A 23,290-nucleotide genomic window follows, 5' to 3' on the forward strand; every position below is an offset into this window, starting at 1 on the left:
ACCGTGACGGCGTTCTCGGTGACCGACTGGCTCGAGGACCGCTGGTTCGTGCGGTCCCACCTGTTGTTGCGGCGGCTGGTCGGCGCGGTCGGGTTCGCGCTGCCGGTCCTGGTGGTGCTGTTCGGTTGGTCGTGGGGCCTCGTCGTGGACGCGGCGGACGGCACGGACACGGCGCCCGGACTGTGGGACTCGCTCCAGAGCTCGATCAGCGGCTACTACTACACCTATTCCGCGAACATCTTCGTCGGCGCCCAGATCGCCTTCGCGGTGTTCCTGGTGACCTACCGGTACGGCATCTGGGAGCGCCGCGTCGGCACGGCCGCGGGCGTCGCCTCGGCCGTCGTCGGGCTCTGCCCGACCACCCCGGCCGACCCGACGGCCCTCCAGCGGCTCGTCGGCGGCCTGCACCTGACCGCGGCCGCGGTGTTCTTCGTCGGGATGGCCGTCTTCTGCCTGTTCCTCTTCCCGCGGGACCCGGCGGTCGAGACGAACACCGTCCCCGCCGGCCGACAGCGGCTCTTCCGGGCCTGCGGCATCGTCATCGTGGTGGCGTTGCTCGTCGCCGTGGTCGGCGGGCTCGTCCTCGACGACGAGGTCCGCGACCGGGTCCGCTTCCTGTTCTGGCTCGAGTCGGTCGCGGTGTTCGCATTCGCGACGGCGTGGCTGGTCAAGGGCCAGGACCTCGACCCTTCCTGACGCCGGGTCGCGGCGCGACGCGCAGGTAGGCCTCGGCCACGAGGACGTGGAGCACGAAGGCGATCCAGAACGCGACCCCGAACCAGGCCGTGCCGCGGTTGTCGGTGATCGAGAGCAGTCCGACCGCGGTGAACAGCCCGATCCAGAGGCGGATGGTCCCGACCCCGAGGCCCACGGCGTACGCGCGGATCATCCACCGGCGGTGCTCGAGCACGCGCCGCGCCCGGATCGCCCGCGCGCCCAGGACGATCTCGACGACGAACAGGAGCCCGAACACCACCGACGCGCCCGACTCGGCCGTCCCGCCGTAGGGGAACCACACCCCGATCACGACGGCGAGCACCCCCGAGAGCAGCGCGCCCCCGACGAGGAACCGGCCGAGCCGGCGGTGCAGCACGAGGTGCCGGTTGCGGAAGCGGCCGGAGAGCTGCCACGCGCCCCCGAGGAGGAACAGCACGCCGGGGACGATGTGGACGTAGGCGGGGACCGGGTGCCGCACGTAGCGCTGCTCGAACGCCGTGGGCGGCGGCACCGTCCCCCGCACGAGCGGGGGCACGTCGGCGACCAGGCGGAGGACGAAGAAGACCAGCACGATCGTCGTCAGCACCGCGACGACGGCCCACGTCACGCGCGGCCGGACCCGGACGGTGGACTGCGTGCTCACGGGACGGAGGATCCCCCGGACCTCCGCGGGACGGAAGGATTCCCGGCCATGCCGCCCTCGCTCTTCGCCGCGCTCGACGTCCGCGACCGCGCCGCCGCGATCGCCTGGTACTCCCGCCTGCTCGGCGCCGACCCCGCGTTCCTGCCGAACGACGTCGAGGCCGTCTTCGAGATCGCCGAGGACCGCTACGTCTACGTCGAGGAGGGGACCGCGCACGTCGGGCACTCGCGCGTGACCGTCTTCCTCGACGACCTCGACGCCTTCCTGACGGCGGCCCGCTCCCGCGGGATCGAGCCGACCACGACCGAGATCTACGACAACGGCGTCCGGAAGGCCGTCTTCCGCGACCCCGACGGGAACGAGTTCGGCGTCGGTGGGGGACCGGTCTAGCCCTCGATGACCTGCTTGATCCGGGCGAGCGTCGTCGGGATCGAGGAGTGGGCGTCGTCCACCCGCAGCGTGACGCCGTCCTCGCCGTAGGTCTCGCGGATGAAGTCGCGACCGGCGGGCCGGAACTCCCAGCTCTCGGTGAGCCGCGTGCCCCCGCCGTCGGGGGCCATCGTGAAGCCCCACCGGACGAACCCGTCCCGGACCTCCCAGGCGAACTCCTGCCCGGGCGTCGCGGCCACGACCTCGCTGCGCGTGGACCAGTCCCGGCCGGGACGGGAGTTGTGGCCCGTGAAGTGTGCCCCCACGACGGCGCTGGTCGCGTCCTCCCACTCGCAGGAGCGGGTGAACTCGCTCCACTCGCCGTGGCGCGTGACGTCGGAGACCACGTCGTAGACGCGGTGCGGGGTCGCGTCCACCCAGACGGAGTCGGCGAAGGAGTACGGGTCGGCTTCCACGCCGTCCATCCTCACAGCTCGACGGAACGCCCCGGAATCCCCCGCGTAGCGTCGCGGCGTCGCCGTACGGTGACGATCATGTTCCCCGTCGACCTCACGCCCGACCTCGTCCGGGGCGCGCTCGACCTCGAGCGCACCGAGCTGGGCCTGCGCCCGCACCGCCTGCCGGCGTGGGCCCGCGCGCAGTACGCCGAGCCGCAGATCGCGATGGCGGAGTCGCAGCCCTCGGGCGTGCGGCTGGTGTTCCGGACCGACGCGACCGCGATCGAGCTCGACACCCACCGCACCGTCGTCACCTACCGGGGCGCGCCGCCCCGGCCCGAGGGTGTGTACGACCTCGTCGTCGACGGCGACCTGGTGGGGTCGGCGAGCACGACCGGCGGCACGGTCGTCGAGGTCGACATGCAGACCGGCGAGCGGGTGACGACGCCGGGTCCGGCCGGCACGGTCCGGCTCGGCCTCCCCGACGGCGAGCACGACGTCGAGATCTGGCTCCCGACCCACGAGACCACCGACGTCGTCGCCCTCCGCGCGGACCGGCCCGTGCACCCGTCGGTGCCGACCGGGCGGACCTGGCTGCACCACGGCAGCTCCATCAGCCACGGCTCCGGGGCGGCCTCCCCGACGACGACGTGGCCCGCTCTGGCGGCGCGGTCGGCGGGCCTCGAGCTGATCAACCTCGGGTTCGGCGGGAGCGCCCTGCTCGACCCGTTCACCGCGCGCAGCATCCGCGACACCCCGGCCGACCTGATCAGCCTCAAGCTCGGGATCAACGTCGTGAACGCCGACCTGATGCGGCTGCGCGCCTTCGTGCCCGCGGTACACGGGTTCCTCGACACGATCCGCGAGGGGCACCCGACGACGCCGTTGCTGGTCGTCTCCGCGGTGCTGTGCCCGATCCACGAGGACACCCCGGGGCCCGGTGCCCCCGACTTCTCGGGCGGGACGATGCGGTTCGTGGCGACCGGCGACCCGGCGGAGGTCCGGGCGGGCCGACTGACGCTGCGGGTCGTCCGCGACGCGCTCGAGCGGCTCGTGGCTCAACGGGCGGCCGACGATCCGCACCTGGCCTACCTCGACGGACGCGAGCTCTACGGCGAGGCCGACGCCGAGACGCTGCCCCTGCCCGACGCGCTGCATCCCGACGCGGCCACGCACCGGCTCATGGGGGAGCGGTTCGCGACGCTCGCGCTCGGTCCCGGGGGTCCGCTCGCCGGGTGAGCCTGGCGTGTCGGGGCGGCGGCGGAGGACCCTGCCGGGATGCTCCTCGACCCGAGCGACCCGGTGCTGGCCCACGCCCACGAGCGGCTGGCCGCCGAGCCCGTCATCTGGCTGGCGACGACCCGCCCGCACGCCGTGCCGGTGTGGTTCGGCTGGTCCGACCCGACGGTGACGATCTTCAGCCGGCCCGACACGGCGAAGATCGGCCACCTGCGTCGCGACCCGGCGGTGGCCCTGCACCTCGACACCGCCGGCGGCGGCGGGGACGTGGTGCTGCTGGAGGGACGGGTGGAGTTCGACGACCGCCCGGCCGGCGAGGAGGCGTTCGCGTCGAAGTACGCGGGGATGCTGGGTGGGCAGTCGTTCGCGGACTGGCGGTCGGTCTTCTCGACGGCGCTCACGGTCGTCGTCGCGAAGGTCGTGACGTGGCGGCTGGGCGAGGGCGGCCTGGAGCACCGGTCGGTGCCATGATCGTCGGCGTGACGCAGGTGCTCAGCCCCTCCGACTTCGCCGCCCCGATCGACGACCGGTGGTTCGCCGACTACGTGGTCGGCGAGACCTACGAGTACGGGACGCTGTCGGTGACCGCCGACGAGATCGTCGCGTTCGGGCGGCAGTACGACCCGCAGCGCCTGCACACCGACCCCGAGTGGGCGGCCACCGGGCCCTTCGGCGGGTTGATCGCGAGCGGGTGGCAGACCGCGGGCCTGATGATGCGGATGTACTGCGAGCACTACATCTCCGCGGTCGCGAGCCTGGCCTCGCCGGGGGTAGACGAGCTGCGCTGGCCCGCGCCGCTGCGACCGGGGGAGCCGGTGCGGCTGCGGGTGACGGTCGCGGAGTCGCGCGTGTCCCGGTCGAAGCCCGACCGCGGGATCGTCCGGACCCGCATCGAGCTGCTGACCGACGACGACCGCGCGGTCCTGACCGGGCTCGCGATGAACATGGTGGCCGTGCGACCCGGAAGGGCGTGACGGCGCTAGGTCGACGAATGCCGTGTGTGGTGCACAGGAAACCTGTGCACCACACACGGCGGTCGCGGACCTAGCAGGGACGCCAGGTCTTCCCGCCCGGCGCGCAGCAATCGCCTCAGCGGCCGACGAGGTCCCCGCCCCCGTCGTCGGCGCGCTGGACGTGCCGGCGCAGGGCGGTGCGCACGCGGCGCCGGCTGCCGAGGGCGGTGAGGACGAGGGCGGCGAGGGAGGGTTCCTCGACGGCGAGCAGGGCGTCGAGGACGTCGAGGTCGGGCACCGCCCCGGCGCGCTGCCCGCGGGTGGCGGCCTCCCGGACCAGGGCGAGGACACGGGGCGACACCGCCACCGCGTCGAGGCGGACGGACTCGCGGCGGCAGCCGGTCCCGGTGATGCCCTGGAGGGCCGCCAGAACCGCCGGGCGGTCGATCGCGCCGGCGCGCAGCACGGGGGCGACGTCCGGCTCGGCCCGCGTCACGAGGGCGAGCAGCACGTGCTGGGTCCCGACGCTGCGTGCGCCGGCCGCCGCCGCGATGTCACGCGCGGTCGACAGACCCGGCCACCAGGGGACCCGTGAACTCGAGGCCACACCTGAGCATCGTCCGGGCGAACCGGAACATCACCCGCCGTCGGGAAACAATCGGGTGACGTCACCGGGGGTGCGTGCCCGCGTACGGTGCGGCCATGACCAGTGGACCGGGGATGGGCGGGGACTCCTTCACGAACTACGGGTCCGGGCGCGCCGGACCGCAGGGCTCGTCCGCCGACCACGGGCAGCCGCCCCGACCCTCGCGGCTCGGGGGCGTGGGGTCGACCGCGGTGCTCGTCGTGGCCGTCGTCCTCGTGGTGGCCTTCGTCGCGGCGGCCCTCTTCCTCTGACCGTTCACCGCGCCGATCGACCGCTCCTCCTGGATGCAGTGAGTGACATCCATGTACTTTGCGTAGCGTCCATGCCCGTGAACGATCAGCACCGAACGAGTGAGCAGGCGCGGGTCGCCGCCCGCTCGGTGCTCGCGAACCTGGAGTCGCTGGACGGCCTCGGCGCGGGCGACCGCGCGCAGGTCGTGGCCCTCGCCGAGGCGCTCTGCCGTGGCCACCTGGACCGGGCGGCGACGCTGTGGACGGCCGCGCAGCTGCGTGCGCTCCTCGGCGCGACGCGGGGGCTCGCCGCCCGGACCGTCGTCTCGTGGCTCGACGATCTCTGCCTCGCCGCCTGAGCGGCGGGTCGTCACGCCGGTACCGGCGCCCCGAAGTAGACCTGGACCTCGGCGACGCGACCGTCGCGCACCGTGATCACCTCGGTGTTGCGGTGTCGTGCGCCCGTGGTGAGGTCGTAGACGTAGCGGACGAACACCTGGCCCGGCGCCACCTCGACGACGTCGACGAGGTCCTGGGACCGGACCCGGTCCGCCGTCGGGAAGCAACGGCGCAGCCACTCGTCCCGATCGATCGGCTCGTCCTGCGGGCTGGTGAAGACGAAGTCGTCGGCCAGGAGAGCGGCGGCCGCCTCCCGATCCTGCGCGAGGTACGCCGCGAACAGGGACCGCACGACCACCGTCGGGGCGCCGAAGGTCTCGACGAGGGTGACCATCGTGCCCTCGGGATCGGCGAAGGTCACGACCCGGAAGGCGTCGGGCACCGTCATCGGCGTCCCGACCGTGACTCCCGACGACCGCAGGCGGGCGAGTGTGGCGTCGAGGTCGTCCACGACGAGCGCCACGGAGGAGCTGCCGGCGCGCTCGGCGTTCTCCACCACCTGCAGCACCCCGCCACCGGGCACGTGCCATTCCGCGCAGCCCGGCATCGGCACCAGGTCCGGCCCCCGGTCGAGCACCCCGGCGTAGAACTCCTGAGCCACCGTCCAGTCCTTGACCAGGACGTTGGCCAGCACGGTCGTCGTCGTCATCGCGGCCTCCTCGGTTTGGTACTAAAACCGTACCAAGAGGTCCCGCGAAGAAGTCAAGCTAGGATGCGACCATGGTGGAACGCCTCGCGGAGCGGTTCGGGACGACGCCCATGCGGCTGCTCATGGTCGGGTGGGGCGTCAGCGCCGTGCTCCTGCTGGTCGGCCTGGCGCTCGTGCTCACGGGGACGTCGGCCGTCCTGGGCTTCGTGCTGTTCGTGCTCGGCGTGATCACGACGATGTTCGTCGCCGTCAACCTCATGCGCCTCCGGGCCGGGGAGCACGCCCGCAAGCCCTCGAAGTAGCACTCCACCGGGTGAACTCATGTGGTGATCGAGGGTTCTCGCTGGACGAAACAGTGGTCCGTGCCTCACTGTTCTCCCACCGACGGACGGTTGGTGTCGGTGTTCGGGGAACGCCGACTGCCCGGGTCGGCGGCGGTCGCTGGGGAGCGGACCGCCGCCGACCCCGGCACCTCTAGGAGGCGGCCGACACCCGGTAGAGGCGTTGAGCCCCCCGGATGCCCTTGAACCGTCGCGGCGCCGCCACCCGCCAGCGGAACCGGCTGCCCGCGCCCTCGTCACCGAGCTGCGCGACGACCGCGTCGTGCACGGCGGCCGTGACGACGACCTGGCCCGGGCGCGCCGTCGTCGTGACCCGCGAGGCGAGGTTGACCGGGGGGCCGAACCAGTCGCCGGCGTGGGGCACCCCGATGCCGCTCGCGACGCCGACGCGCACGTCGGGGCGCCCGTCGTCGGCGTCGGACCACCGGCGCGCCAGCTCGACCGCCGCGTCCACGAGTGACGTGGTGTCCGAGGAGACCAGCATCACCGCGTCGCCGATCGTCTTGGCCAGACGGACCGGGCGGACCGCGACGTCGGTCGCGCAGGCCGACAGCAGCTCGGCCACCTCGGAGAGCTCCGCCGCCGACACGTTCTCCCCGAGGTCGGTGAAGCCGACGAGGTCGGCGAAGCACACCGAGACCTCCTGGGCGCCCTGGAGGCGTCCGGCCGAGGACTCCTCGACCGCGACCGCGTGCGACCGGATGCGGTCGGCCAGGGCCACCGAGACCAGGTGGGTGAGGTGCAGCAGGTCCTGCTCGGCGATCCGCTTCGCCTCGATCGCGTACCGCAGCGCCAGCTCGGGCTCCGGTTCCCCGGCCGCCAGCAGCGCCTCGCCGAGCAGTCCGCCCAGCGCGTCGGCCATGTTCAGCACACCGCGGCCAATGGCGCGGACGACCGGCAGCATCTCCTCGTCGGTGAAGCCCAGCGCCCGGTAGTGCTCGATCCGCTCGGCGATCTCGGCGTCCTCGTCGGTGTACATCTCCTCGTCGGGGTCCGCGGACACCGGGCGCCCCAGGGCGCGGAACCACTTCGACACGACCTCCGGGTCCTGCCCGGTGTGCGCGCAGATCCCCGACATCGACCAGCCGTCCTCGGGGGAGAGCGTGCGCTCGATCAGGAGCAGCCCCAGCCGGTCGCGCTCGATCGCCTCGCGCATCGAGTCGACGCCGACGCCGTCGGCCGCGAGGGCGGAGAGCACCTCGACCCGGATGCGGCGCTGGTCGCCGGTGAGGCCCTCGAGCAGCCCGGCGCGGTCGTAGTCGGTCTCCGCCATCGCCGAACGCAGGCGTTGCGGGATCGGCAGCGACGTCAGGTGGCGCGGTGGCACTCCATCATCATGACGAATCCCGGCCGGGGCGGCTCGCCACTAGAGTGCGCACCTGATGGCTCCCAGCCTGCTCGCGACCAGCGACCTCCACGTGAACCGTACCGAGAACCAGCAGGTCGTCCGCGATCTGCACCCGACCCACCCCGGGGACTGGCTGATCGTCGCGGGTGACGTCGCCGACAACGTGCGCGACGTCCGGTGGGCGCTCTCGGTGCTGGCCGACCGCTTCGAGCGCGTCATCTGGGTGCCCGGCAACCACGACCTCTGGACCCCGCCCGGCGACGACGTCCAGCTCGTCGGGCCCGCCCGCTACGACCACCTCGTCGACGTGTGCCGATCGCTCGGCGTGCTGACCCCCGAGGACGAGTGGCCGGTGTGGGGCGACACCCTCGTCTGCCCGATGTTCCTGCTCTACGACTACTCGTGGCGGGTCCGCCCGGACATGGTCGCGATGTCGACCGACGAGGCCCTGGACGCCGCCCGCGAGGCCGGTGTGGTGTGCACCGACGAGTTCCTCATGGCCTCCCGGCCGCACGCGGGCCCCGCCGCCTGGTGCGCCGAGCGCCTGGCGCAGACCCGTCGTCGTCTCGACGCACGGCCCGCCGGGATGCGGACGGTGCTGATCAACCACTGGCCGCTGACCGCGCTGCCCCTGCAGGTCCTGAGCCACCCCGAGTTCTCGCTGTGGTGCGGGTCGGCCGAGACCGCCCGGTGGCACGTCGAGTACGACGCTGCGGCCGTGGTCTACGGCCACCTGCACCTCCCGCGCACGACCTGGGAGGACGGCGTCCGCTTCGAGGAGGTCTCGGTGGGCTACCCGCGCGAGTGGCAGCGCCACGACCTCGTGCGCGGACCGCTGCGCCGCATCCTCCCGGCGCCCGAGCCGCAGGACCACGACCCCTTCACCGCGTGGGCGATGGGCCACGGGGCCCGCTGGGAGACCGTGCGATGAACCCCCTCGCCGCCGTGCTGCCGACGTCGGTGGCCACCGTCGTCCGGTTGGACGACGACTCCGCGGGCCCGCTGCACCCGACCGAGGAACCCGCCGTCGCGAAGGCCGTGGACTCGCGCCGGGCCGAGTTCACCACCGGCCGGGCGTGCGCGCGGGACGCCCTGGCGGCCCTGGGCGCGCCGGCGGACGCGGTGCCGGTGGGGGAGAAGCGCTCGCCGGTCTGGCCCGACGGCGTCGTCGGGTCGATCACGCACACGAAGGGCTTCCGCGGTGCGGCCGTGGCCTTCGCGGACGTGGTGCGCTCGGTGGGGATCGACGCCGAGCAGCACGACGTGCTGCCCGAGGGCGTGCTGGAGGCGGTGTCGTCGGAGTCCGAGCGCGCCGTGCTGGCGTCGCTCGCGGCGCGGCGACCGGACGTGCACTGGGACCGTCTGCTGTTCTCGGCCAAGGAGTCGGTCTACAAGACCTGGTTCCCGCTGACCGGGCGGTGGCTGGGCTTCGAGGAGGCGGTCCTGACGCCGGGTGCGGACGGCACGTTCCGCGCGGAGCTGCTCGTGCCCGGGCCGGTCGTCGACGGCGTCGCCGTCGGGGAGTTCCGCGGTCGCTGGACGGTGGCGGACGGGTTCGTCGTCACCGCGATCGCGCTCGAGGCCTGATCAGCCGACCTCCGACCAGGCGTCGGGTACCGGGTCCCCGGTGGGCCCGGCCGATTCGGGCGACCCGGCCGGCTCAGTAGGCGGCGCCGGGACGGCCTCGGGCGGCGGGTAGGACGGGTCCAGCGTGACCGTCCGTGCCGCCCCGATCCCGCGGTAGCGCGCCGGGGTGCAGGTCAGCACCACGACCTGGTGCGACGAGCCCGCCGCCGCGGCCCCGAAGACCGCGGCGAGCCGTTCCAGCCGGCCCGGGTCGGAGTGGCCGAGCGCGTCGTCGATGAGCACCGGCACCCCGTCCTCGGCGTCGACGAGCGCCGCGACCGCGAGCCGGGCGCACAGGCCGAGCTGCTCCTTCGCGCCGGTGGACAGCGCGTCGAACGGGACCGTGACCCCGTTCAGCGTGCGCGTGACGATCCGCAGGGACGGGTCGACCTCGAGCGTCAGCGACGGCCCGAACACGATTCGCGCGAGGCGCTCCACCTCGCGGCGGAAGGGCGCGACGTAGGCCCGGCGCACCTCGTCGCGCCGCCGGGCGAGTGTGTCGTGCAGGCGGGTCGCCGCGGCCGCACGGCGGGTCACGGCGGCGTGCTGGCGCTCCGCCGCGGCGAGCTCGGCACGGGCGGCGGCCAACCGGTCGTGCCGGCCCTCGCCGCCGGCGACCTGCAGGCGCCCGGTGACCTCCGCGCGGCGCCGGTCGACGTCGGTGGTCCGGGCGACGAGGGCCTCCACCGCCCGCTTCGCCGTGGTGTAGAGCGCCTCCACGGTGGTCGGGTCGTCGGCGTCGAGCGCGGCCGCCCGCTGCTCGTGGTCGGCCTCGTGGCGCCGCGCCCGGGCGAGCGCCTCGGTCGCCGCGGCGGCGAGCGCGTCGTCGGGCTGCTCGGCCCGCGCGTCGGCCAGCTCCGCGGAGCGTCGGTCGGCCTCGCTGCGCGCGACGGCGAGCGCGGTCCGGGCGCCGGCGACCTCCGTGCCCGCGGCGACCGCGGCCTCGTCGGTGCGGCGCCAGGCGTTCTCGGCCTCGCGTGCGGCGCGGTGGGCCGCGTCCGCGGCGTCCAGCGTCCGCACGGCCTCGAGTCGCAGCGGCTCGAGGTCCTCGGGCTCGGGGTCGTCGGCCGGGTCGTCGAGCAGCCCCGCCTCCTCGAACAGCCCGGGTTCGTCGGGCGCCGCCCGGCGGGCGCCCCGGCGACGGGGCGGGGTGGCCGGTCCGGGGTCCGCCTCGGCCGGGAGCCGCTCGACCAGCGCGGCGATCGCGGCGCGGACGTCGTCGAGGGTGCGGCCGTCGAGCTCGCGCTCCACCACCGCGGCGAGCTCGCGCACCCGCGCCGCGGCCTCGCCCGCCGCCCGAAGGGCCGCGCGGGCGGCGGCCGGGTCGGCGACCCCGAGCGTGCTGCACAGCTCGTCGCGGGCGGCGCGTGCGTCGGCCACGCGGCGCCGCGCCGCCGCGCCGTCGCGACCCGGACGCACGGTCACCCGCACCGCGCCGGGGACGCCGACCGTGACCGGGTCGGCGACCGGCAGCGTCGTGGTCGCGCCCTCCGCCACCGCATGCTCGGTGCCGTCGACGGTCACGGTCGCCCCGGCCGCGAGCCCGGTGACCTCCACGGTGGCGGCCCCGGCGGTCAGCTCCGCTTCGGCCGCGACCACCTCCCGGTCGAGACCCTCGAGGCGTTCCACCGCCGTGGCGTCCGCGCACGGTCCGCCCGCGGCGCGGGCGGCCTCCCGGCGGGCCTCCTCGGCGGTCCCGGCGCGGCGCAGCCGCCCCCGCAGGACGGCCAGCTCCGCGCGGTCGCGGGCGGTGGTCAGGGCGTCGGCGGCGGCCCGGGCGGCGGCGGTGGCGGTGTCCGAGGCGGCCCGGGCGGCGTCGGCCGCGGCCCGGCGCTCGGCGAGATCGTCCCGGCGGGCCCCGTCGCGCGTCTCGAGACCGGCGAGGACCTGCTCGGCGCGGGCGGCCGCGTCCCGGGCGGAGGTGGTCGCCGTGACCAGGGCCGCCCGGGCGTCCTGGCGCTCGGTGGCCCGCCCGGCCCGTTCCCGGGCGTGCTCGGCGCGTTCCGCGCTGGTGGCGACCTCCTGGCGGCGCGCCTGCAGGGCGGACCACCGGTCCTCCAGCTCGCGGACGCGGTCGTTCTGCGCGCGGCGCTCCTCGGCGAGCCCGGCCGCCTCCCGGTCGAGCTCGGCGCGCAGGTCGACGTCGCGCTCCACCTCGGTGACCGCGGCCGCCGCGCGGTCGACCTCCTCGCGCGCGGCCGTCGTGCGTTCGCCCGCCTCGCGCAGCGGCCCGACCGGCCGGCCGTGCCCGCCGTGGTAGCGCCGCACCTCGGCCAGCGCCCGCTCGACCAGTCCCTCCGCCGCGGCGTCCGCAGCCGGCCCGGCGCCCTCGCCGCCCGCCCCGGCCGCGGCGAGGTCCAGGGCGCGGGAAAGCGCGTCGTGCCCGCCGAGGTCGGCCTGCCCGAGCGGGGTGTGCTGTTCGACCCGCAGCGCCAGCCACAGGCTGCGGTCCATGGTCTCGTCCAGGATCGCGAGCAGCCGGTCGTGCGCCTCGCGGCCCGCCAGCTGCTCGGGCGAGGGGGTGAGGACGGTCAGCTCGGTGAGCCGCCGGCGCAGCCACCGCTTGCGGTAGACGACGTGGTAGGGCCCGCTGACGAACTCCGCCTCCACCTCGGGCCCGGCGTCCCGGCCGGCCGGGGCCGCCGCCCGCACCGGGGACGCCTTCGAGTCGTCGCGGAAGTCGACCAGCAGGTCGAGCGCCGCCACCGTGGAGGTCTTGCCGACCTCGTTCTCGCCCTCGAGCACCGTCACCCCCGACTCGGCGAGCCGGACCTCCCGGTCGTGCACACCCCGGAAGTCCCGCAGCCGGATGCGCAGCAGCCTCATCGCGCCACCGCCAGCCGGTGCAGGAGGGCGAGCGCGTCGAGCGCCTCGGTGTCGGCCGTGTCTCGGGCCGCGTCGGCGAGCTCGCGTGCGGCGTCGGCGGCGAAGCCGGTGAGCCCGAGGTCCTCGACGTCGGCGTCGTCCGGGCGGGTCACCACCGCGCCCGCGTCGACCTCGAGGGCCGCGAACACCGGCGCGTGCGCCTCGGCGATCGCGTCGAGCCGGGTGCGCTGCCGCAGCGTCACCGTGCCCTCGACCGCGAGCCGCAGCGCCGTGCGCTCCGGCGCGGCGATCCCGCCGAGCCGGGCGTCGAGGGCCGCGAGGTCGTCGTCGGTGTCCACCATCGCGTCCTCGCGGGCGAACGCCCACCGCCCGACGCGGACCTGCCGCACCGACGCCCCGTCGGGCCCGGCGTCGACCACGAGCACGTTGCCGGGGTCGGTCTCCTCGTGCGAGGTGACCTCGGGCGCCCCGGAGTAGGCGATCCGCGGCTCGCCGTGCAGCTGCCAGGTGGAGTGCCGGTCGCCCAGCGCGACGTAGTGCACCCGGCCGTCGGCCAGCGCCGCGCGGCACCCGTCGGTGCGGATCACCGCCGGATCGTGCTCGTCGGGGCTCAGCACGTCGACCGCCCCGTGCCCGGCGAGCACCCGGACGACGCCGTCGGGCGCGGGCTCCAACGCGCGCAGGCGGTCACCCACGAGATCGGAGAGCGGACGCTTCGTGGCCCACGGTGCGGCGACCACCTCGATCCCGGGAGCCACCTCGTGGACCCCGGGGGAGTCGAGCACCGTCACGTGTGGCGGGCAGCGTCGGGCGAAGTCGGCGCGCCGCGTCACCAGGGCGGCGTCGGCCGGATCGTGGTTCCCGGGCAGGAGCAGCACCGGCACCGTGAACGAGCGAAGCGCCTCGCACGCCCGCCCGACCACGTCGGGGCCCACGAGGTTGGACTCGAACACGTCGCCGCACACGACGACGAACGCGGCGCCCTCGTCGGCCGCGACCCGGCCGAGCGCGGCCACCGCGTCCAGGCGGGCCTGGGCGAACCGCGCCTGCGCCTCCCCGACCGCCTGCCCGACCCGACCGGCGCCGAGGAACCGCCGGGTCATACCCAGCTGCCAGTCGGCGGTGTGGACGAAGCGCATGCTCACCTCCCCGTGCGACGAACCGTAGGCGCCGCCGCGGGAGGACCTCCCACCGACACCCCGTGACGACCATGATCAGGAGAGCACAGGGGTCCGACAGCCTCGTCGGGTCACGTCAGCGCGTCGAGGTCCAGCGTCACGCCCAGCCGCAGCTCCGCCGCCCCGCGGTGCAACGCCACCTGCCGGTAGGCGCCGTCGACCAGCTCGAACTCGGTGAGCTCCACAGGAGGGCCCGGGTCGACCACCAGGTACGTCGGGATCCCGGCGTCCGCGTACTCGTGGAGCTTGACGATCCGGTCCAGCCGCCGGCTCCCCGGGGAGAGGACCTCGATCGCGGCCAGGACCTCGCTCGCCGTCCACCGCGGCACCGTCACGGAGATGTCCGGCCGGACGAGGACGACGTCGGGCGCACGCACGGTCGCCGCGGGCGCGTCCTCGATCACGATCTCGACCCCGGGGAAGGCTTCCCACCGGCCGTCGGCGGCGTCGTCGAGCCGGGCGGCGAGCCGCATCACGATGCGTTGGTGGAGGAGGATCGGCTTCGGCGCCACCTGCAGGACTCCCTCGGCGAGCTCGATCTGCCGACTCGTGTCCTCGGGGAGGGCGTCCCACTGCGCCAGGTCGAGGAGGTGGCCGGGCCAGGACGCGGACAGCGGCAGCGACATGGTCGTCACACTCCCTTCGACGCAGCCCAGCCTAGAACGGTTCCACCTGGCAGGGTCGCAGCGTGACCTCCCCGATCCGCGTCGAGACCGGCTCCGACCCCGCACTCGCCGTCGTCACGATCGACCACCCGCCGCTCAACCTCTACGACCGCGACCTGCACACCGCGCTCGTCGAGGCGGTGACGCAGCTCGAGACCGGGAAGCCCCGCGGGGCGCTGTTCCGGGCCGAGGGCAAGGTCGTCAGCGGCGGCGTGGACGTCCGCGACTCGTTCCTGCCGATCTCGCAGGACGCCGACGTCGAGGCCGGCACCCGCTACTTCGCCGAGCTCGTCGAGCTGGGGGAGCGGGTCCACCGGCTCCCGTTCCCGACCGTCTTCGCCGCCCACGGCCTCACCCTCACCTGGGCCTTCGAGCTCGCCCTGGCCTGCGACCTCATCGTCGCCGCCGAGTCCGCGAGCTTCGGGCTGATCGAGGCGACCGTCGGCCTCACCCCGGCGATGGGCGGCACGCAGCGGCTCGCGCAGCGGGTCGGGCAGGGCCGCGCGAAGTACTTCGTCATGACGGCGGGTCGCTTCGGCGCAACGGAGATGGAGCGGTGGGGCGCGGTCGACCGGCTCGTTCCCGACGGCGAGCTCGACGCGACCGCGCGCACCCTCGCGCAGGACCTCGCCGCCGGCCCGACGACGGCCCACGCGGCGACCAAGGAGATCCTCGCGACGCTGGCCGCGGACGGGCTCGACACCGCGAACGCCCGCACCGCGGAGATCGCCGGGAAGCTCTTCGCCACCGCCGACCTGCGCGGCGCGATGGACTCGTTCGTCGAGCGCGGCCACGGGAAGGCGACCTTCCGCGGCGCCTGACGGCACCTACGTCAGCGGCAGCACGCTCACCGGCTCCAGGCCGCCCTCGCGCGTCGAGCGCTCGAAGCGGACGCGGGCGGAGCGACCGGTGAGCTCGAGGGTCGCGATGGAGTTGCCGAAGTAGGGTCCGCCGATCGCGTCCCACTCCACCGGCTCGGGCTCCACGCCCCACCAGCGGCCGATCCGGCGGACGACCCGGGTCATCGACCGGGTCCAGCCTGCCGCGAACACGTACTCCATGAACCACGGCACGCTGTTGCGCACGGGGGAGCAGGTGAGCTGGTAGACGTGCGAGCGGCTCGGCGTCGGGAAGCTCGCCCGGGCCGCGTAGCTGTGGTGGACGTCCCCGGAGAGCACGCAGACCGTGGCCGGGGCCGCCGACGACGCCGCGGTCCGCTCGACCAGCCGGGCGAGGCGGTCGAACGACGCGCGGAACGCCGGCCAGTGCTCCAGGTCGACGGCCTGGCGGAACCACTCGGCGGCGCGGCTGCCCCGGGCGGCGGAGCGTTCGTCCATGGTCTGCACCTGGCTGATCGCGGGCGGCATCAGCCAGGGGATGGACGAGCCGACGAGCACGTGGTCGAGGTCGGGCTCGGCGGCCTGCGTCTCCAGCCACGTGAACGTCTCGTCGTTGATCATGAGGCGCTCGTCGTCGTTGAGCACCCGGCCGCAGCGGGAGTCGACCATGAGCAGCCGGCTGCCGGCGAGGTCCCAGCGGTAGCTCCACCGCACGCCCGCCGGGTTGCCCACCGCGGCGTCGGCCCGGGCCGCGAACTCCTCGAGCAGCGGGTAGGCGTCGCCCTCGCAGGCCATCACCTTGCGGTAGAGGTCGTCGGTGTCGAGCGTGGCCGGGTCCATGTTGCCCAGGTGCTGGTAGACCCAGTACGACGCCAGGCCGGCCCGGATCCGCGTCGGCCACCAGTCCAGCTGCGCCATCTCCTCGCGCCAGGCCTGCGAGGTGTTCCAGTCGTCGCGGACGTCGTGGTCGTCGAAGATCATCGCGACCGGGGCGGTCGACAGCAGCCAGCGCACCTCGGGGTCCTGCCACGTCTCGGCGTAGAGGTGCGCGTACTCCGGGTAGTCCGCGATCTCCGCGCCCGCGCCGTCGTCGTCGCCCCGGCGCTCACGGAGCCACTGCTGCGTCCGCGGGGTGGTCTCGTCGGCGTACACCTGGTCGCCGAGCAGGCAGATCGCGTCCGGCAGTTCGGCGGCGGCCGCGTCGCCGTCGGCGGCCGCGGTGATCCGGCGCAGCAGCCGCGCGGCATAGGCGTCGAGGGCGTCGACGCCGAGCGTGGCCTCGAGCTCGGGGTCCCCGGTCGGGGGGTAGCGGCAGGAGCCGAACACCACGCGCTGGGTGCGCTCGGACCGCTCCGCGCGGGTCCGGATGCGCGACGGCGGCAGGCCGTCGAACGGCCACACCCGCTCGCCGTCCAGGTGGACCTCGTAGGTCCGCACGGAGTCCGGCTCCAGGTCGCGCAGGACCACCAGGGCGTAGTGCTCCCCGCACACGGTGAACGTCGAGGCGCTCTGCCCCAGGATCTCCACCTTGCCGGGGCGGTCCACCTCGACCCAGACCGTCGCCGTCGTCGTCCCGACGTGGCGCAGGAGGGGCCCGAGCACGAGCAGAGAGCTGTCGGTCACGCCGACAGCCTGCCTCACCCGCGCTCGGTCAGCTTCGACAGACGCCGCTGGACCTCGTCGAGCCGCGCCTGCAGCAGCGTGACCTCGGCGGAGAGCAGCGGGATCTCGGCCTCGGGCGGGAGGTCGGCGGCCGCGGGGTCGTCGGGGCCGGCGGCCTCGAGCGGGGCCAGGGGCGCGAGGACCGTCCGCTCCACGCCCTCGTCGACCGTGACCGGCACCCCGGCCAGCCGGCCGAGCCGGTCCAGCGACAGGACCGCGCGGCGCCCGGCGCACTCCCGGCAGACCGCCTCGAGGCGACGCCAGCCGACGATGCCGCCCCCGACGTCGTCGAGTGCCGCCGCCGCGCGCCCGCAGCGGCACCGGCCCACCCGCACCGCCCGCACCGTCTGGCGCTGGTAGCGCAGCCCCAGCTCGTAGGAGACGTAGCGGCCCGAGGCGAGCACCTCCAGCAGGACGCTGCGCTCGTACTGCTCGTCGCAGGCCAGGGCGCGGGCCTGCTCGGCCTCGTGGAAGCAGTAGAACCCGCAGTCGCACCACGTCGACGGGCAGCGGTGCCGCGGGGACTGCACGCAGACGGCCTCGGCCACCGTCCCGTACACCTGGCTGCGCCCGAGGGCGACGCCGTTGAACCCGAGCGCGGTGCCGTCCGCGGACAGCATCGGGTAGGCGATCTTCCAGCCGGGGAGGGCGGGGCGGGAGCCCGGCGACTCCTCGGGACGCGGGTGCGTCCGGCCCCGCCACGACGACGGGGGCACTCAGCTCCCGGAGACGACCGGGTCCGGCGTCGGCTGCTCGTGCACGTCCACAGTCTCCACCGGCTCCGGCGTCGCGGCCGGGGCGGGCACGGCGGGCGCGGGCGGGTCCTCGGCGATACCGGCGGTGAGTCGACGGCCCAGGCGCATGTCTGCCTCCTCGAGGTGGGACTGCACCGATGGTCGGCCGGTGACGGGCGAGATGTCCAGGGATGATCCGCGATCGCAACGAAACACGGGCCCGGCCCGGACCCCAGGGGAGGTGGTCCGGGCCGGGCCCGCGTCCGAGGCGGCGCGACCTACTCGGCGGCCTCGAGCCCGAGGTCGTCGAGGACGGCGCCGACCTCGGCCTCGGTGTCCGCGACGTTGTGGTCGACGTACTCCGCGATCGGCGTGACCTCGGCGGCGTTCGCGGCCGGCGCGGCCACGCCGAGGGCGAGGGCCGGGCCGACGAGGGCGGCGAAGCCGAGGCGCAGGGAGCGGTTGGAGGGCATGGGGGGTCCTTCCCGAAGGGACGGCGGGTACTGCTCGGTCGGACACCGCGGACGGTGTCGATCGGCGCAACGAGGCCCCTCGGGGACGAACACGGCTCCTGGCCCGGTCGTAACACGAAGATCATCGACAAACGTGTCGGACCCGCCGTCACCGGACGTCCCCGTGCAGGTCACGGCGGATGCGCGCCGATTTCGCCCGTTCGGGCGCTCGGTGATCTCGTGCTGACGAGTCCGAAACGTCCCGTTCACGGGGCGAGGGGCCGGCCCCCACCCGGAGTCGGGAACGAGCGTCGTCCCGCTAGGGTGCCCGACACGGTGATCGAGGCGGGCGAGGGCAGCTCGAGGGCCGTACGGGGGCAGTAGCTCAGCCGGTCAGAGCAGCGGACTCATAATCCGTCAGGTCGTCGGTTCGAACCCGACCTGCCCCACGCGCGGGTGCCGAAGGGGTCCTACACCCCCTGTATGCTGCGCGGACGGTCGACGCTCCGGCCGTTCCCGACCGGTCCGCGGTCCGGGAGGAGCGACGGCCCGGAGGTACCCCATGACCGTCGTCGACGACGCCCTCGCACCCGCCCCCTGGCGGCCGGGATTCGCGACCACGGACCCCGATCACGCCGCCCAGGTAATCCGCGACAGCTACCAGATCTCCCGCGGCGTCCGGATGCCCGCCCGCCCCGAGGACTTCCACTTCGCGCAGCAGATGCAGGACGGGGACGGGTTCGCGCTCGGCCGGTTCCGCTGCCCGTCCCCGATCGGCTATCGCGGGCCGCAGGGCGGGGTGTACTGCATCGACCAGGTCTACCGCGGCCGGGTCGGGTTCCTCACGTCGCGCCACGACCTGCGCGCCGTCGCCGGTGAGGTCTTCCTCGTCCCCAACGACGAGCCGTGGGAGGCCGCGACCGACGACGTCGACGTGGCCGGGATGATGCTGGACCGGGAACGGGTGGCGGCGTACGCGGCGTCGGTCTCCGGCTCGGAGGACCTCACCTTCACCGGCCTCGACCCGGTCTCGCCCGGCGCCGCCCACTTCTGGGACGCGACGGTCGCGCACGTGCGCGACACCGTCCTGGACGACGCCGTCGCCCGGGAGTCCCCGCTGGTGCAGGGGGAGGCGTTCCGCATGCTCGCGGCCGCGCTGCTCACGACCTTCCCGAACACGGCCAGGGCCGCGGAGGGTGGTCGCGTCCCCCGGGTCGAGCCCGCCGTCGTGCGCCGCGCGGCGCAGTTCATGGACGAGCACGCCCACGACGCGATCGGGCTCGAGGACGTCGCCGCCGCGGCCCGCGTGTCCCCGCGCGCCCTGCAGATGGCGTTCCGGCGGCACCGCGACCAGACGCCCCTGGAGTACCTGCGTCGCGTCCGCATGGCGCGCGCACACCAGGACCTCCGGGACGGCGATCCCACCCGGGGCGACACCGTGGCCGAGATCGCCGCCCGGTGGGGCTTCGGGAACGCGGGCCGGTTCTCCGGCGAGTACCGGCGCGTGCACGGGTGCTCGCCCAACGAGACCCTGCGCCGGTAGGGCGGCGGCGACACGTTCGGGTGGTCCTCGGCATGTCGTGCGCTGCGCTCCCCGGGTCCGCTCGTTGGTCCGCAAGAATGGCGCTCCGGCGAATTCTGTGGGTCGTCGTCACGCAGGATGATCGTCAGGCCGCGTGACGTGCGATGATCGGGTCATGATCATTCCGCCGCCCACCACGGGCAGCGACCGGCGCCCGGCTCAAGTCCTCGGCCCGGACGACCGTCGAGGGGACATGACCGTCTCGATCGACCAGCTCGCCGTGCCCAGCTCCCGCCAACCGGCGTCCGGTCCGTTCCCCGCCGTGACCTCGGGCGTCCCCGGCGCGGTCGCCGCCCTCCGGCGGGCGATCGCCGACGGGACCGTCCACCACCACGGGACCGCCCCCGCCGTCGGGGTCGTGCGGGTCTGGGCCGCCGGCGGCGACCTCGACGCGCAGCGCGACGCGTGCACCGACTGCGCCGGCTGAGCCGAGGGGGCACGCTCGGGCGGTGACCCGCGCGCCCGAGCCCACCCCGCTGTCCCGCCGGCTGCGCGAGCTGGCCGAGCAGGCCCCCGGCGCCCCCGCCGTCTCCGACGGCGACACCGCGCTGACTCGCGCCGAGCTCGACCGCCTCACCGACCGGCTGGCGCGCACCTTCGCGTCCCGGGGCGTCACGCGCGGCGACCTCGTGGCGATCGCGCTGCCCAACACCGTGCACCACGTCGCCGCGAGCGTCGCCGCCTGGAAGCTCGGCGCCGTCCCGCACCCCCTCCCCGCGCGGATGGCCCCCGCGGAACGGGAGGCGGTGCTCGCCGTCGGGAAGCCCGCCCTCGTCCTGGACGAGGCGCCGGAGCCGGACACCGACGACGACTCCCCGCTCCCGGACGTCGTCGGCCCGTCCTGGAAGGCCCCGACCTCGGGCGGGTCGACCGGTACCCCGAAGGTCATCGTGGCCGGTCAGGCCGCGTGCACGGAGGAGGTCCTGGCGCGGGCCGACGGCCTGCGGATCGACCGCGACGGGGTCTTTCTCGCGACCGCCCCGCTGCACCACAACGCGCCCTACATGTTCAGCCTCATGGCGCTGCTGCAGGGCCACCACGTGGTGCTCATGCAGCGCTTCGACGCCGCGCGCACGCTCGAGCTGGTCGCCGAGCAGCGGGTCACGTGGCTCTACCTGGTCCCGACGATGATGGCCCGGATCCTCCGTCTTCCCGACGATGCCTGGGGCGACCTGAGCAGCCTCCGCACCGCCCTGCACGTCGGCGCCCCGTGCCCGCCGGAGGTCAAGCGCGGGTGGTTGGCGCGCCTGCCACGGCCCGAGATCCTCGTCGAGCTCTACGCGGGCACCGAGTCGCAGGCGAGCGCGATGATCGACGGCCGCGACTGGCTCGCGCACCCCGGCTCCGTCGGTCGGATCACCCGCGGACACGTGCGGATCACCGACGACGAGGGCCACGAGGTGCCCCCGGGCGTCGTCGGCGAGATCTGGATGCGACCGGAGGGCGGGCCCACGTACCGCTACCTGGGCGCCGAGCCGCGGGAACGGGACGGCTGGGAGTCCCTCGGTGACATGGGCTCGTTCGACGCGGACGGCTACCTGTACCTCGCCGACCGGCGCACGGACATGGTCGTCGTCGGCGGGGCGAACGTGTACCCGGCGGAGGTGGAGGCGGCGCTGCTCGCGCACCCCGCGGTCCTCGACGCGGTGGTGGTGGGTGTTCCCGACGACGACCTGGGCCGGGTCGTGCACGCGGTGGTCCGGGCGGACCCGTCGTCGGAACCGGAGCTGCGGGCGCACCTCGACGGGCGCCTGGGCCGTCACAAGCGCCCCCACACCTACGCCTTCGTCGACCACCCGTTGCGCGACGACGCGGGCAAGGTCAGGCGTTCCGCGTTCGGATCTGCGCCTCCAGGTCGGTAGCGGGCACCGGCGGGCTCCAGAAGTAGCCCTGCCCGTACCGGCAGCCGAGCGTGCGCAGGGCGTGGGCCTCGCTCTCGGTCTGCACGCCCTCGGCGATCGGGATGAGGTCGAACGCGTGGGCCATCACGAGGATCGCGGCGGTCACGCGCATCTGCTGGTCGTCCACGTCGAGGTCGGTGACCAGGGACCGGTCGATCTTCACCTCGTCGACGAAGGCCCGGCGGGCGTACCCCAGCGACGAGCTGCCCGTCCCGAAGTCGTCGATCGCGACCCCGACCTCCGCCTCGCGCAACCCCTCCAGCGCCTCGCGGGTGGCGGCGTCCTCGCCGAGCAGGCGGTGCTCGGTGATCTCGATGGTCACGTCCTGCGGCCGGAGCCCGTGCCGCCGGGTGCAGTCCACGATGCCGTCGACGAAGCCCGGCGCCCGCAGCTCCACGGGGGAGACGTTGACGTGGACCGAGAAGGGCTCGTCGTCCAGGACGTCGCGGCGCCACCGCGCGACCTGCGCCGCCGCGGTCTCCAGCACCCACATGTCCAGCGCGGTGATCAGCCCGGTGTCCTCGGCGACCGACAGGAACATGTCGGGGGTGAGGAAACCCCGCTCGGGGTGCCGCCAGCGGGCGAGGGCCTCGACCGCGGCCACCCGGCCCGTCTCCAGGTCGACGATCGGCTGGTAGAGGACCAGCAGCTGGCCCGTGGTCAGCGCGGTGCGGAGCTCGTCGGCGAGCCGGCTGCGGGCCTGGGCCTCCCGGCGCATGGCGGGCGCGAACACGCTGACCCCGCCCCGGGCGCGCCCCTTGGCGATGTACATCGCCGTGTCCGCGTCCCGGAGGAAGTTCGCCGTCGAGCCGCCCCCGCCCGCGCCGAGCCGGACGCCGATGCTGGCGCTCACCCAGCACGACCGACCCTGCACGACGACGGGCGCGGCGAGCGCGGTCCGGATCCGCTCGGCGATGTCCAGGGTCTGCTCCGGGGTGGCGTCCTGCACGAGGATCGCGAACTCGTCCCCGCCGAGCCGGGCGACGGTGTCGCTCTCGCGGACCAGGCCGCGCAGCCGCTCGGCGACCGCGACCAGGAGTTCGTCGCCGATCTCGTGGCCGAAGCTGTCGTTGATCGCCTTGAAGCCGTCCAGGTCGAGGACGAGCACCGCAGGGACCGTGCCGGCCTGCTCCACCTGCCGCAGGCGCATCCCGAGCAGCGTGCGGTTCGCGAGCCCGGTCAAAGGATCGGAGTGGGCGAGCAGCTCCAGGGCGGCGTGCGCGTCGGCGAGCTCGCGGGTGCGCTCGGTGACGCGCCCCTCGAGGTCGTGCGTGAGCCCCTGCAGCTCCTCGGCGAGCATGTTCAGCCCGACGACGATGGCGTCGATCTCGTCGGACTCGTTCGAGGGGTCGAGCCGTGCGTCCAGACGTCCCGCCGCCAGCTCGATCACGAAGCCCGCGAGCTCGTCCAGCCGACGGGCCAGGTCCTCACCCGCGTGCGTCGTCATCGAGCAGCCACGTCAGGGCGGCGTCCTCCTCGGTGAAGAACCGGGTCGGTGCCGCCGGCGGGTTGACGAACAGCGAGAAGTTGGCGATGGTCCGGTCGACCACGGAGCGGCCGAGCATGGCGATCCGCGTGACCGAGGACTCGCGGCCGAACACCGCGCGGGCCTCCCGCGTGGTGGGCGTCTCCGAGCCGACGATCAGCATGGGACGGCGGGTGTCCCCGTTCAGCTCGTCGACCGCGCGGATCGCGTACTCGGCGATCTCCCCGGTGATGCGCAGGCCGGACGCCCACACCAGCCGCACCACGCCCAGGTCGTCGACGTGGAGCGACGCGAAGTAGCCCACGTCCGGCTCGCTGCTCACACCTCCAGCGTACGGCAACACTGCG

At 74.7% G+C, this 23,290-nt stretch carries 28 protein-coding genes and 1 tRNA gene; 15 read left to right on the top strand and 14 right to left on the bottom strand.

Annotated features, from left to right (window positions below; all coding sequences use genetic code 11):
• Nucleotides 1–3 precede the first annotated feature (3 nt).
• Nucleotides 4–696, top strand: coding sequence for a DUF998 domain-containing protein (locus QRT03_RS26190; protein ID WP_286056077.1), 693 nt, complete (start codon nucleotides 4–6; stop codon nucleotides 694–696).
• Here the strand turns inward: QRT03_RS26190 and QRT03_RS26195 are convergent.
• Nucleotides 668–1,360 (bottom strand): DUF2306 domain-containing protein, encoded by a 693-nt coding sequence (locus tag QRT03_RS26195; protein ID WP_286056078.1) that lies wholly within the window; start codon nucleotides 1,358–1,360, stop codon nucleotides 668–670. The two genes, QRT03_RS26190 and QRT03_RS26195, sit on opposite strands and share 29 nt — an antisense overlap.
• 48 nt (nucleotides 1,361–1,408) lie before the next feature.
• Here QRT03_RS26195 and QRT03_RS26200 point away from each other — a divergent pair, with 48 nt between their 5' ends.
• On the top strand, nucleotides 1,409–1,750 hold the full coding sequence (locus QRT03_RS26200) for a VOC family protein (protein WP_286056079.1): 342 nt from the start codon (nucleotides 1,409–1,411) through the stop codon (nucleotides 1,748–1,750).
• Here the strand turns inward: QRT03_RS26200 and QRT03_RS26205 are convergent.
• A complete protein-coding gene (locus QRT03_RS26205; RefSeq protein WP_286056080.1) occupies nucleotides 1,747–2,205 on the bottom strand; it encodes an SRPBCC family protein in 459 nt (152 codons plus the stop codon). The two genes, QRT03_RS26200 and QRT03_RS26205, sit on opposite strands and share 4 nt — an antisense overlap.
• Nucleotides 2,206–2,283: 78 nt before the next feature.
• On the opposite strand from QRT03_RS26205, the gene QRT03_RS26210 reads away from it, so the two are divergent.
• From QRT03_RS26210 to QRT03_RS26220, 3 genes are read left to right on the top strand one after another with little or no spacing between them, the layout of a single operon-like run.
• Nucleotides 2,284–3,426: a GDSL-type esterase/lipase family protein gene (locus QRT03_RS26210; RefSeq protein ID WP_286056082.1), complete on the top strand. Its 1,143-nt coding sequence runs from the start codon at nucleotides 2,284–2,286 to the stop codon at nucleotides 3,424–3,426.
• A gap of 39 nt (nucleotides 3,427–3,465) precedes the next feature.
• A complete protein-coding gene (locus QRT03_RS26215; RefSeq protein WP_286056083.1) occupies nucleotides 3,466–3,897 on the top strand; it encodes a pyridoxamine 5'-phosphate oxidase family protein in 432 nt (143 codons plus the stop codon).
• Nucleotides 3,898–3,905: 8 nt separating this feature from the next.
• Nucleotides 3,906–4,400, top strand: coding sequence for a MaoC family dehydratase (locus QRT03_RS26220; RefSeq protein ID WP_425604906.1), 495 nt, complete (start codon nucleotides 3,906–3,908; stop codon nucleotides 4,398–4,400).
• Between the two features lie 115 nt (nucleotides 4,401–4,515).
• On the opposite strand, the gene QRT03_RS26225 is transcribed toward QRT03_RS26220, so the two are convergent.
• On the bottom strand, nucleotides 4,516–4,986 hold the full coding sequence (locus QRT03_RS26225; protein ID WP_286056085.1) for a Clp protease N-terminal domain-containing protein: 471 nt from the start codon (nucleotides 4,984–4,986) through the stop codon (nucleotides 4,516–4,518).
• A 95-nt stretch (nucleotides 4,987–5,081) separates the two neighbouring features.
• On the opposite strand from QRT03_RS26225, the gene QRT03_RS26230 reads away from it, so the two are divergent.
• The gene (locus QRT03_RS26230; protein WP_286056086.1) at nucleotides 5,082–5,276 is read left to right on the top strand and encodes a hypothetical protein; all 195 of its coding nucleotides are present in this window, start codon (nucleotides 5,082–5,084) and stop codon (nucleotides 5,274–5,276) included.
• Between the two features lie 77 nt (nucleotides 5,277–5,353).
• Entirely contained in the window at nucleotides 5,354–5,614 is a 261-nt protein-coding gene (locus QRT03_RS26235) for a hypothetical protein (RefSeq protein WP_286056087.1), read from the top strand.
• A gap of 11 nt (nucleotides 5,615–5,625) precedes the next feature.
• Here the strand turns inward: QRT03_RS26235 and QRT03_RS26240 are convergent, their stop codons facing one another.
• Nucleotides 5,626–6,303: a DUF4440 domain-containing protein gene (locus QRT03_RS26240; RefSeq protein ID WP_286056088.1), complete on the bottom strand. Its 678-nt coding sequence runs from the start codon at nucleotides 6,301–6,303 to the stop codon at nucleotides 5,626–5,628.
• Between the two features lie 71 nt (nucleotides 6,304–6,374).
• Here QRT03_RS26240 and QRT03_RS26245 point away from each other — a divergent pair, with 71 nt between their 5' ends.
• Nucleotides 6,375–6,605: a hypothetical protein gene (locus QRT03_RS26245; RefSeq protein WP_286056089.1), complete on the top strand. Its 231-nt coding sequence runs from the start codon at nucleotides 6,375–6,377 to the stop codon at nucleotides 6,603–6,605.
• Between the two features lie 172 nt (nucleotides 6,606–6,777).
• Here QRT03_RS26245 and QRT03_RS26250 read toward each other — a convergent pair whose 3' ends face one another.
• Complete coding sequence (locus QRT03_RS26250; protein WP_286056090.1) at nucleotides 6,778–7,971, bottom strand: adenylate/guanylate cyclase domain-containing protein; 1,194 nt, start codon at nucleotides 7,969–7,971, stop codon at nucleotides 6,778–6,780.
• Nucleotides 7,972–8,026: 55 nt separating this feature from the next.
• Here QRT03_RS26250 and QRT03_RS26255 point away from each other — a divergent pair, with 55 nt between their 5' ends.
• Both QRT03_RS26255 and QRT03_RS26260 read left to right on the top strand, forming a co-directional pair.
• Entirely contained in the window at nucleotides 8,027–8,923 is an 897-nt protein-coding gene (locus QRT03_RS26255) for a metallophosphoesterase family protein (RefSeq protein WP_286056091.1), read from the top strand.
• Nucleotides 8,920–9,579 carry a 4'-phosphopantetheinyl transferase family protein gene (locus QRT03_RS26260; protein ID WP_286056092.1) on the top strand — a complete coding sequence of 220 codons (660 nt, stop codon included), beginning with the start codon at nucleotides 8,920–8,922 and terminating at the stop codon, nucleotides 9,577–9,579. The genes QRT03_RS26255 and QRT03_RS26260 overlap by 4 nt, the downstream gene beginning before the upstream one ends.
• Here the strand turns inward: QRT03_RS26260 and QRT03_RS26265 are convergent, their stop codons facing one another.
• The 3 genes from QRT03_RS26265 to QRT03_RS26275 all read right to left on the bottom strand — a co-directional run bounded on the left by QRT03_RS26265 (nucleotide 9,580) and on the right by QRT03_RS26275 (nucleotide 14,248).
• Nucleotides 9,580–12,444 carry a hypothetical protein gene (locus tag QRT03_RS26265; protein ID WP_286056093.1) on the bottom strand — a complete coding sequence of 955 codons (2,865 nt, stop codon included), beginning with the start codon at nucleotides 12,442–12,444 and terminating at the stop codon, nucleotides 9,580–9,582.
• Complete coding sequence (locus QRT03_RS26270) at nucleotides 12,441–13,583, bottom strand: metallophosphoesterase family protein (RefSeq protein WP_286056094.1); 1,143 nt, start codon at nucleotides 13,581–13,583, stop codon at nucleotides 12,441–12,443. Before QRT03_RS26270 ends, QRT03_RS26265 begins: the two co-directional genes overlap by 4 nt.
• Nucleotides 13,584–13,693: 110 nt before the next feature.
• Complete coding sequence (locus tag QRT03_RS26275; protein ID WP_286056095.1) at nucleotides 13,694–14,248, bottom strand: Uma2 family endonuclease; 555 nt, start codon at nucleotides 14,246–14,248, stop codon at nucleotides 13,694–13,696.
• A gap of 62 nt (nucleotides 14,249–14,310) precedes the next feature.
• Between QRT03_RS26275 and QRT03_RS26280 the strand changes: the two genes are divergently transcribed.
• Nucleotides 14,311–15,108, top strand: coding sequence for an enoyl-CoA hydratase/isomerase family protein (locus QRT03_RS26280; protein WP_286056096.1), 798 nt, complete (start codon nucleotides 14,311–14,313; stop codon nucleotides 15,106–15,108).
• A 6-nt stretch (nucleotides 15,109–15,114) separates the two neighbouring features.
• Here QRT03_RS26280 and QRT03_RS26285 read toward each other — a convergent pair whose 3' ends face one another.
• From QRT03_RS26285 to QRT03_RS26300, 4 genes are all read right to left on the bottom strand, one after another.
• Entirely contained in the window at nucleotides 15,115–16,749 is a 1,635-nt protein-coding gene (locus QRT03_RS26285; protein WP_286056097.1) for an alkaline phosphatase D family protein, read from the bottom strand.
• Nucleotides 16,750–16,763: 14 nt separating this feature from the next.
• Complete coding sequence (locus tag QRT03_RS26290) at nucleotides 16,764–17,504, bottom strand: hypothetical protein (protein WP_286056098.1); 741 nt, start codon at nucleotides 17,502–17,504, stop codon at nucleotides 16,764–16,766.
• Nucleotides 17,505–17,651, bottom strand: coding sequence for a hypothetical protein (locus QRT03_RS26295; RefSeq protein ID WP_286056099.1), 147 nt, complete (start codon nucleotides 17,649–17,651; stop codon nucleotides 17,505–17,507).
• 149 nt (nucleotides 17,652–17,800) lie between these two features.
• On the bottom strand, nucleotides 17,801–17,995 hold the full coding sequence (locus QRT03_RS26300; protein WP_286056100.1) for a hypothetical protein: 195 nt from the start codon (nucleotides 17,993–17,995) through the stop codon (nucleotides 17,801–17,803).
• 353 nt (nucleotides 17,996–18,348) lie between these two features.
• On the opposite strand from QRT03_RS26300, the gene QRT03_RS26305 reads away from it, so the two are divergent.
• From QRT03_RS26305 to QRT03_RS26320, 4 genes are all read left to right on the top strand, one after another.
• Nucleotides 18,349–18,423: transfer RNA gene (locus QRT03_RS26305), tRNA-Ile, on the top strand.
• A gap of 113 nt (nucleotides 18,424–18,536) precedes the next feature.
• A complete protein-coding gene (locus tag QRT03_RS26310) occupies nucleotides 18,537–19,517 on the top strand; it encodes a helix-turn-helix transcriptional regulator (RefSeq protein WP_286056101.1) in 981 nt (326 codons plus the stop codon).
• A 154-nt stretch (nucleotides 19,518–19,671) separates the two neighbouring features.
• A complete protein-coding gene (locus QRT03_RS26315; protein WP_286056102.1) occupies nucleotides 19,672–19,983 on the top strand; it encodes a hypothetical protein in 312 nt (103 codons plus the stop codon).
• Between the two features lie 22 nt (nucleotides 19,984–20,005).
• The gene (locus QRT03_RS26320) at nucleotides 20,006–21,418 is read left to right on the top strand and encodes an AMP-binding protein (RefSeq protein ID WP_286056103.1); all 1,413 of its coding nucleotides are present in this window, start codon (nucleotides 20,006–20,008) and stop codon (nucleotides 21,416–21,418) included.
• On the opposite strand, the gene QRT03_RS26325 is transcribed toward QRT03_RS26320, so the two are convergent.
• Both QRT03_RS26325 and QRT03_RS26330 read right to left on the bottom strand, forming a co-directional pair.
• The gene (locus QRT03_RS26325) at nucleotides 21,378–22,904 is read right to left on the bottom strand and encodes a putative bifunctional diguanylate cyclase/phosphodiesterase (RefSeq protein ID WP_286056104.1); all 1,527 of its coding nucleotides are present in this window, start codon (nucleotides 22,902–22,904) and stop codon (nucleotides 21,378–21,380) included. The genes QRT03_RS26320 and QRT03_RS26325 overlap by 41 nt on opposite strands.
• Nucleotides 22,885–23,265, bottom strand: coding sequence for a DUF7793 family protein (locus QRT03_RS26330; RefSeq protein ID WP_286056105.1), 381 nt, complete (start codon nucleotides 23,263–23,265; stop codon nucleotides 22,885–22,887). Before QRT03_RS26330 ends, QRT03_RS26325 begins: the two co-directional genes overlap by 20 nt.
• Nucleotides 23,266–23,290: the final 25 nt, after the last annotated feature.

Origin of the sequence: Actinomycetospora termitidis (assembly GCF_030286555.1) — a bacterium.
In the GTDB taxonomy this organism is placed as follows: domain Bacteria; phylum Actinomycetota; class Actinomycetes; order Mycobacteriales; family Pseudonocardiaceae; genus Actinomycetospora; species Actinomycetospora termitidis.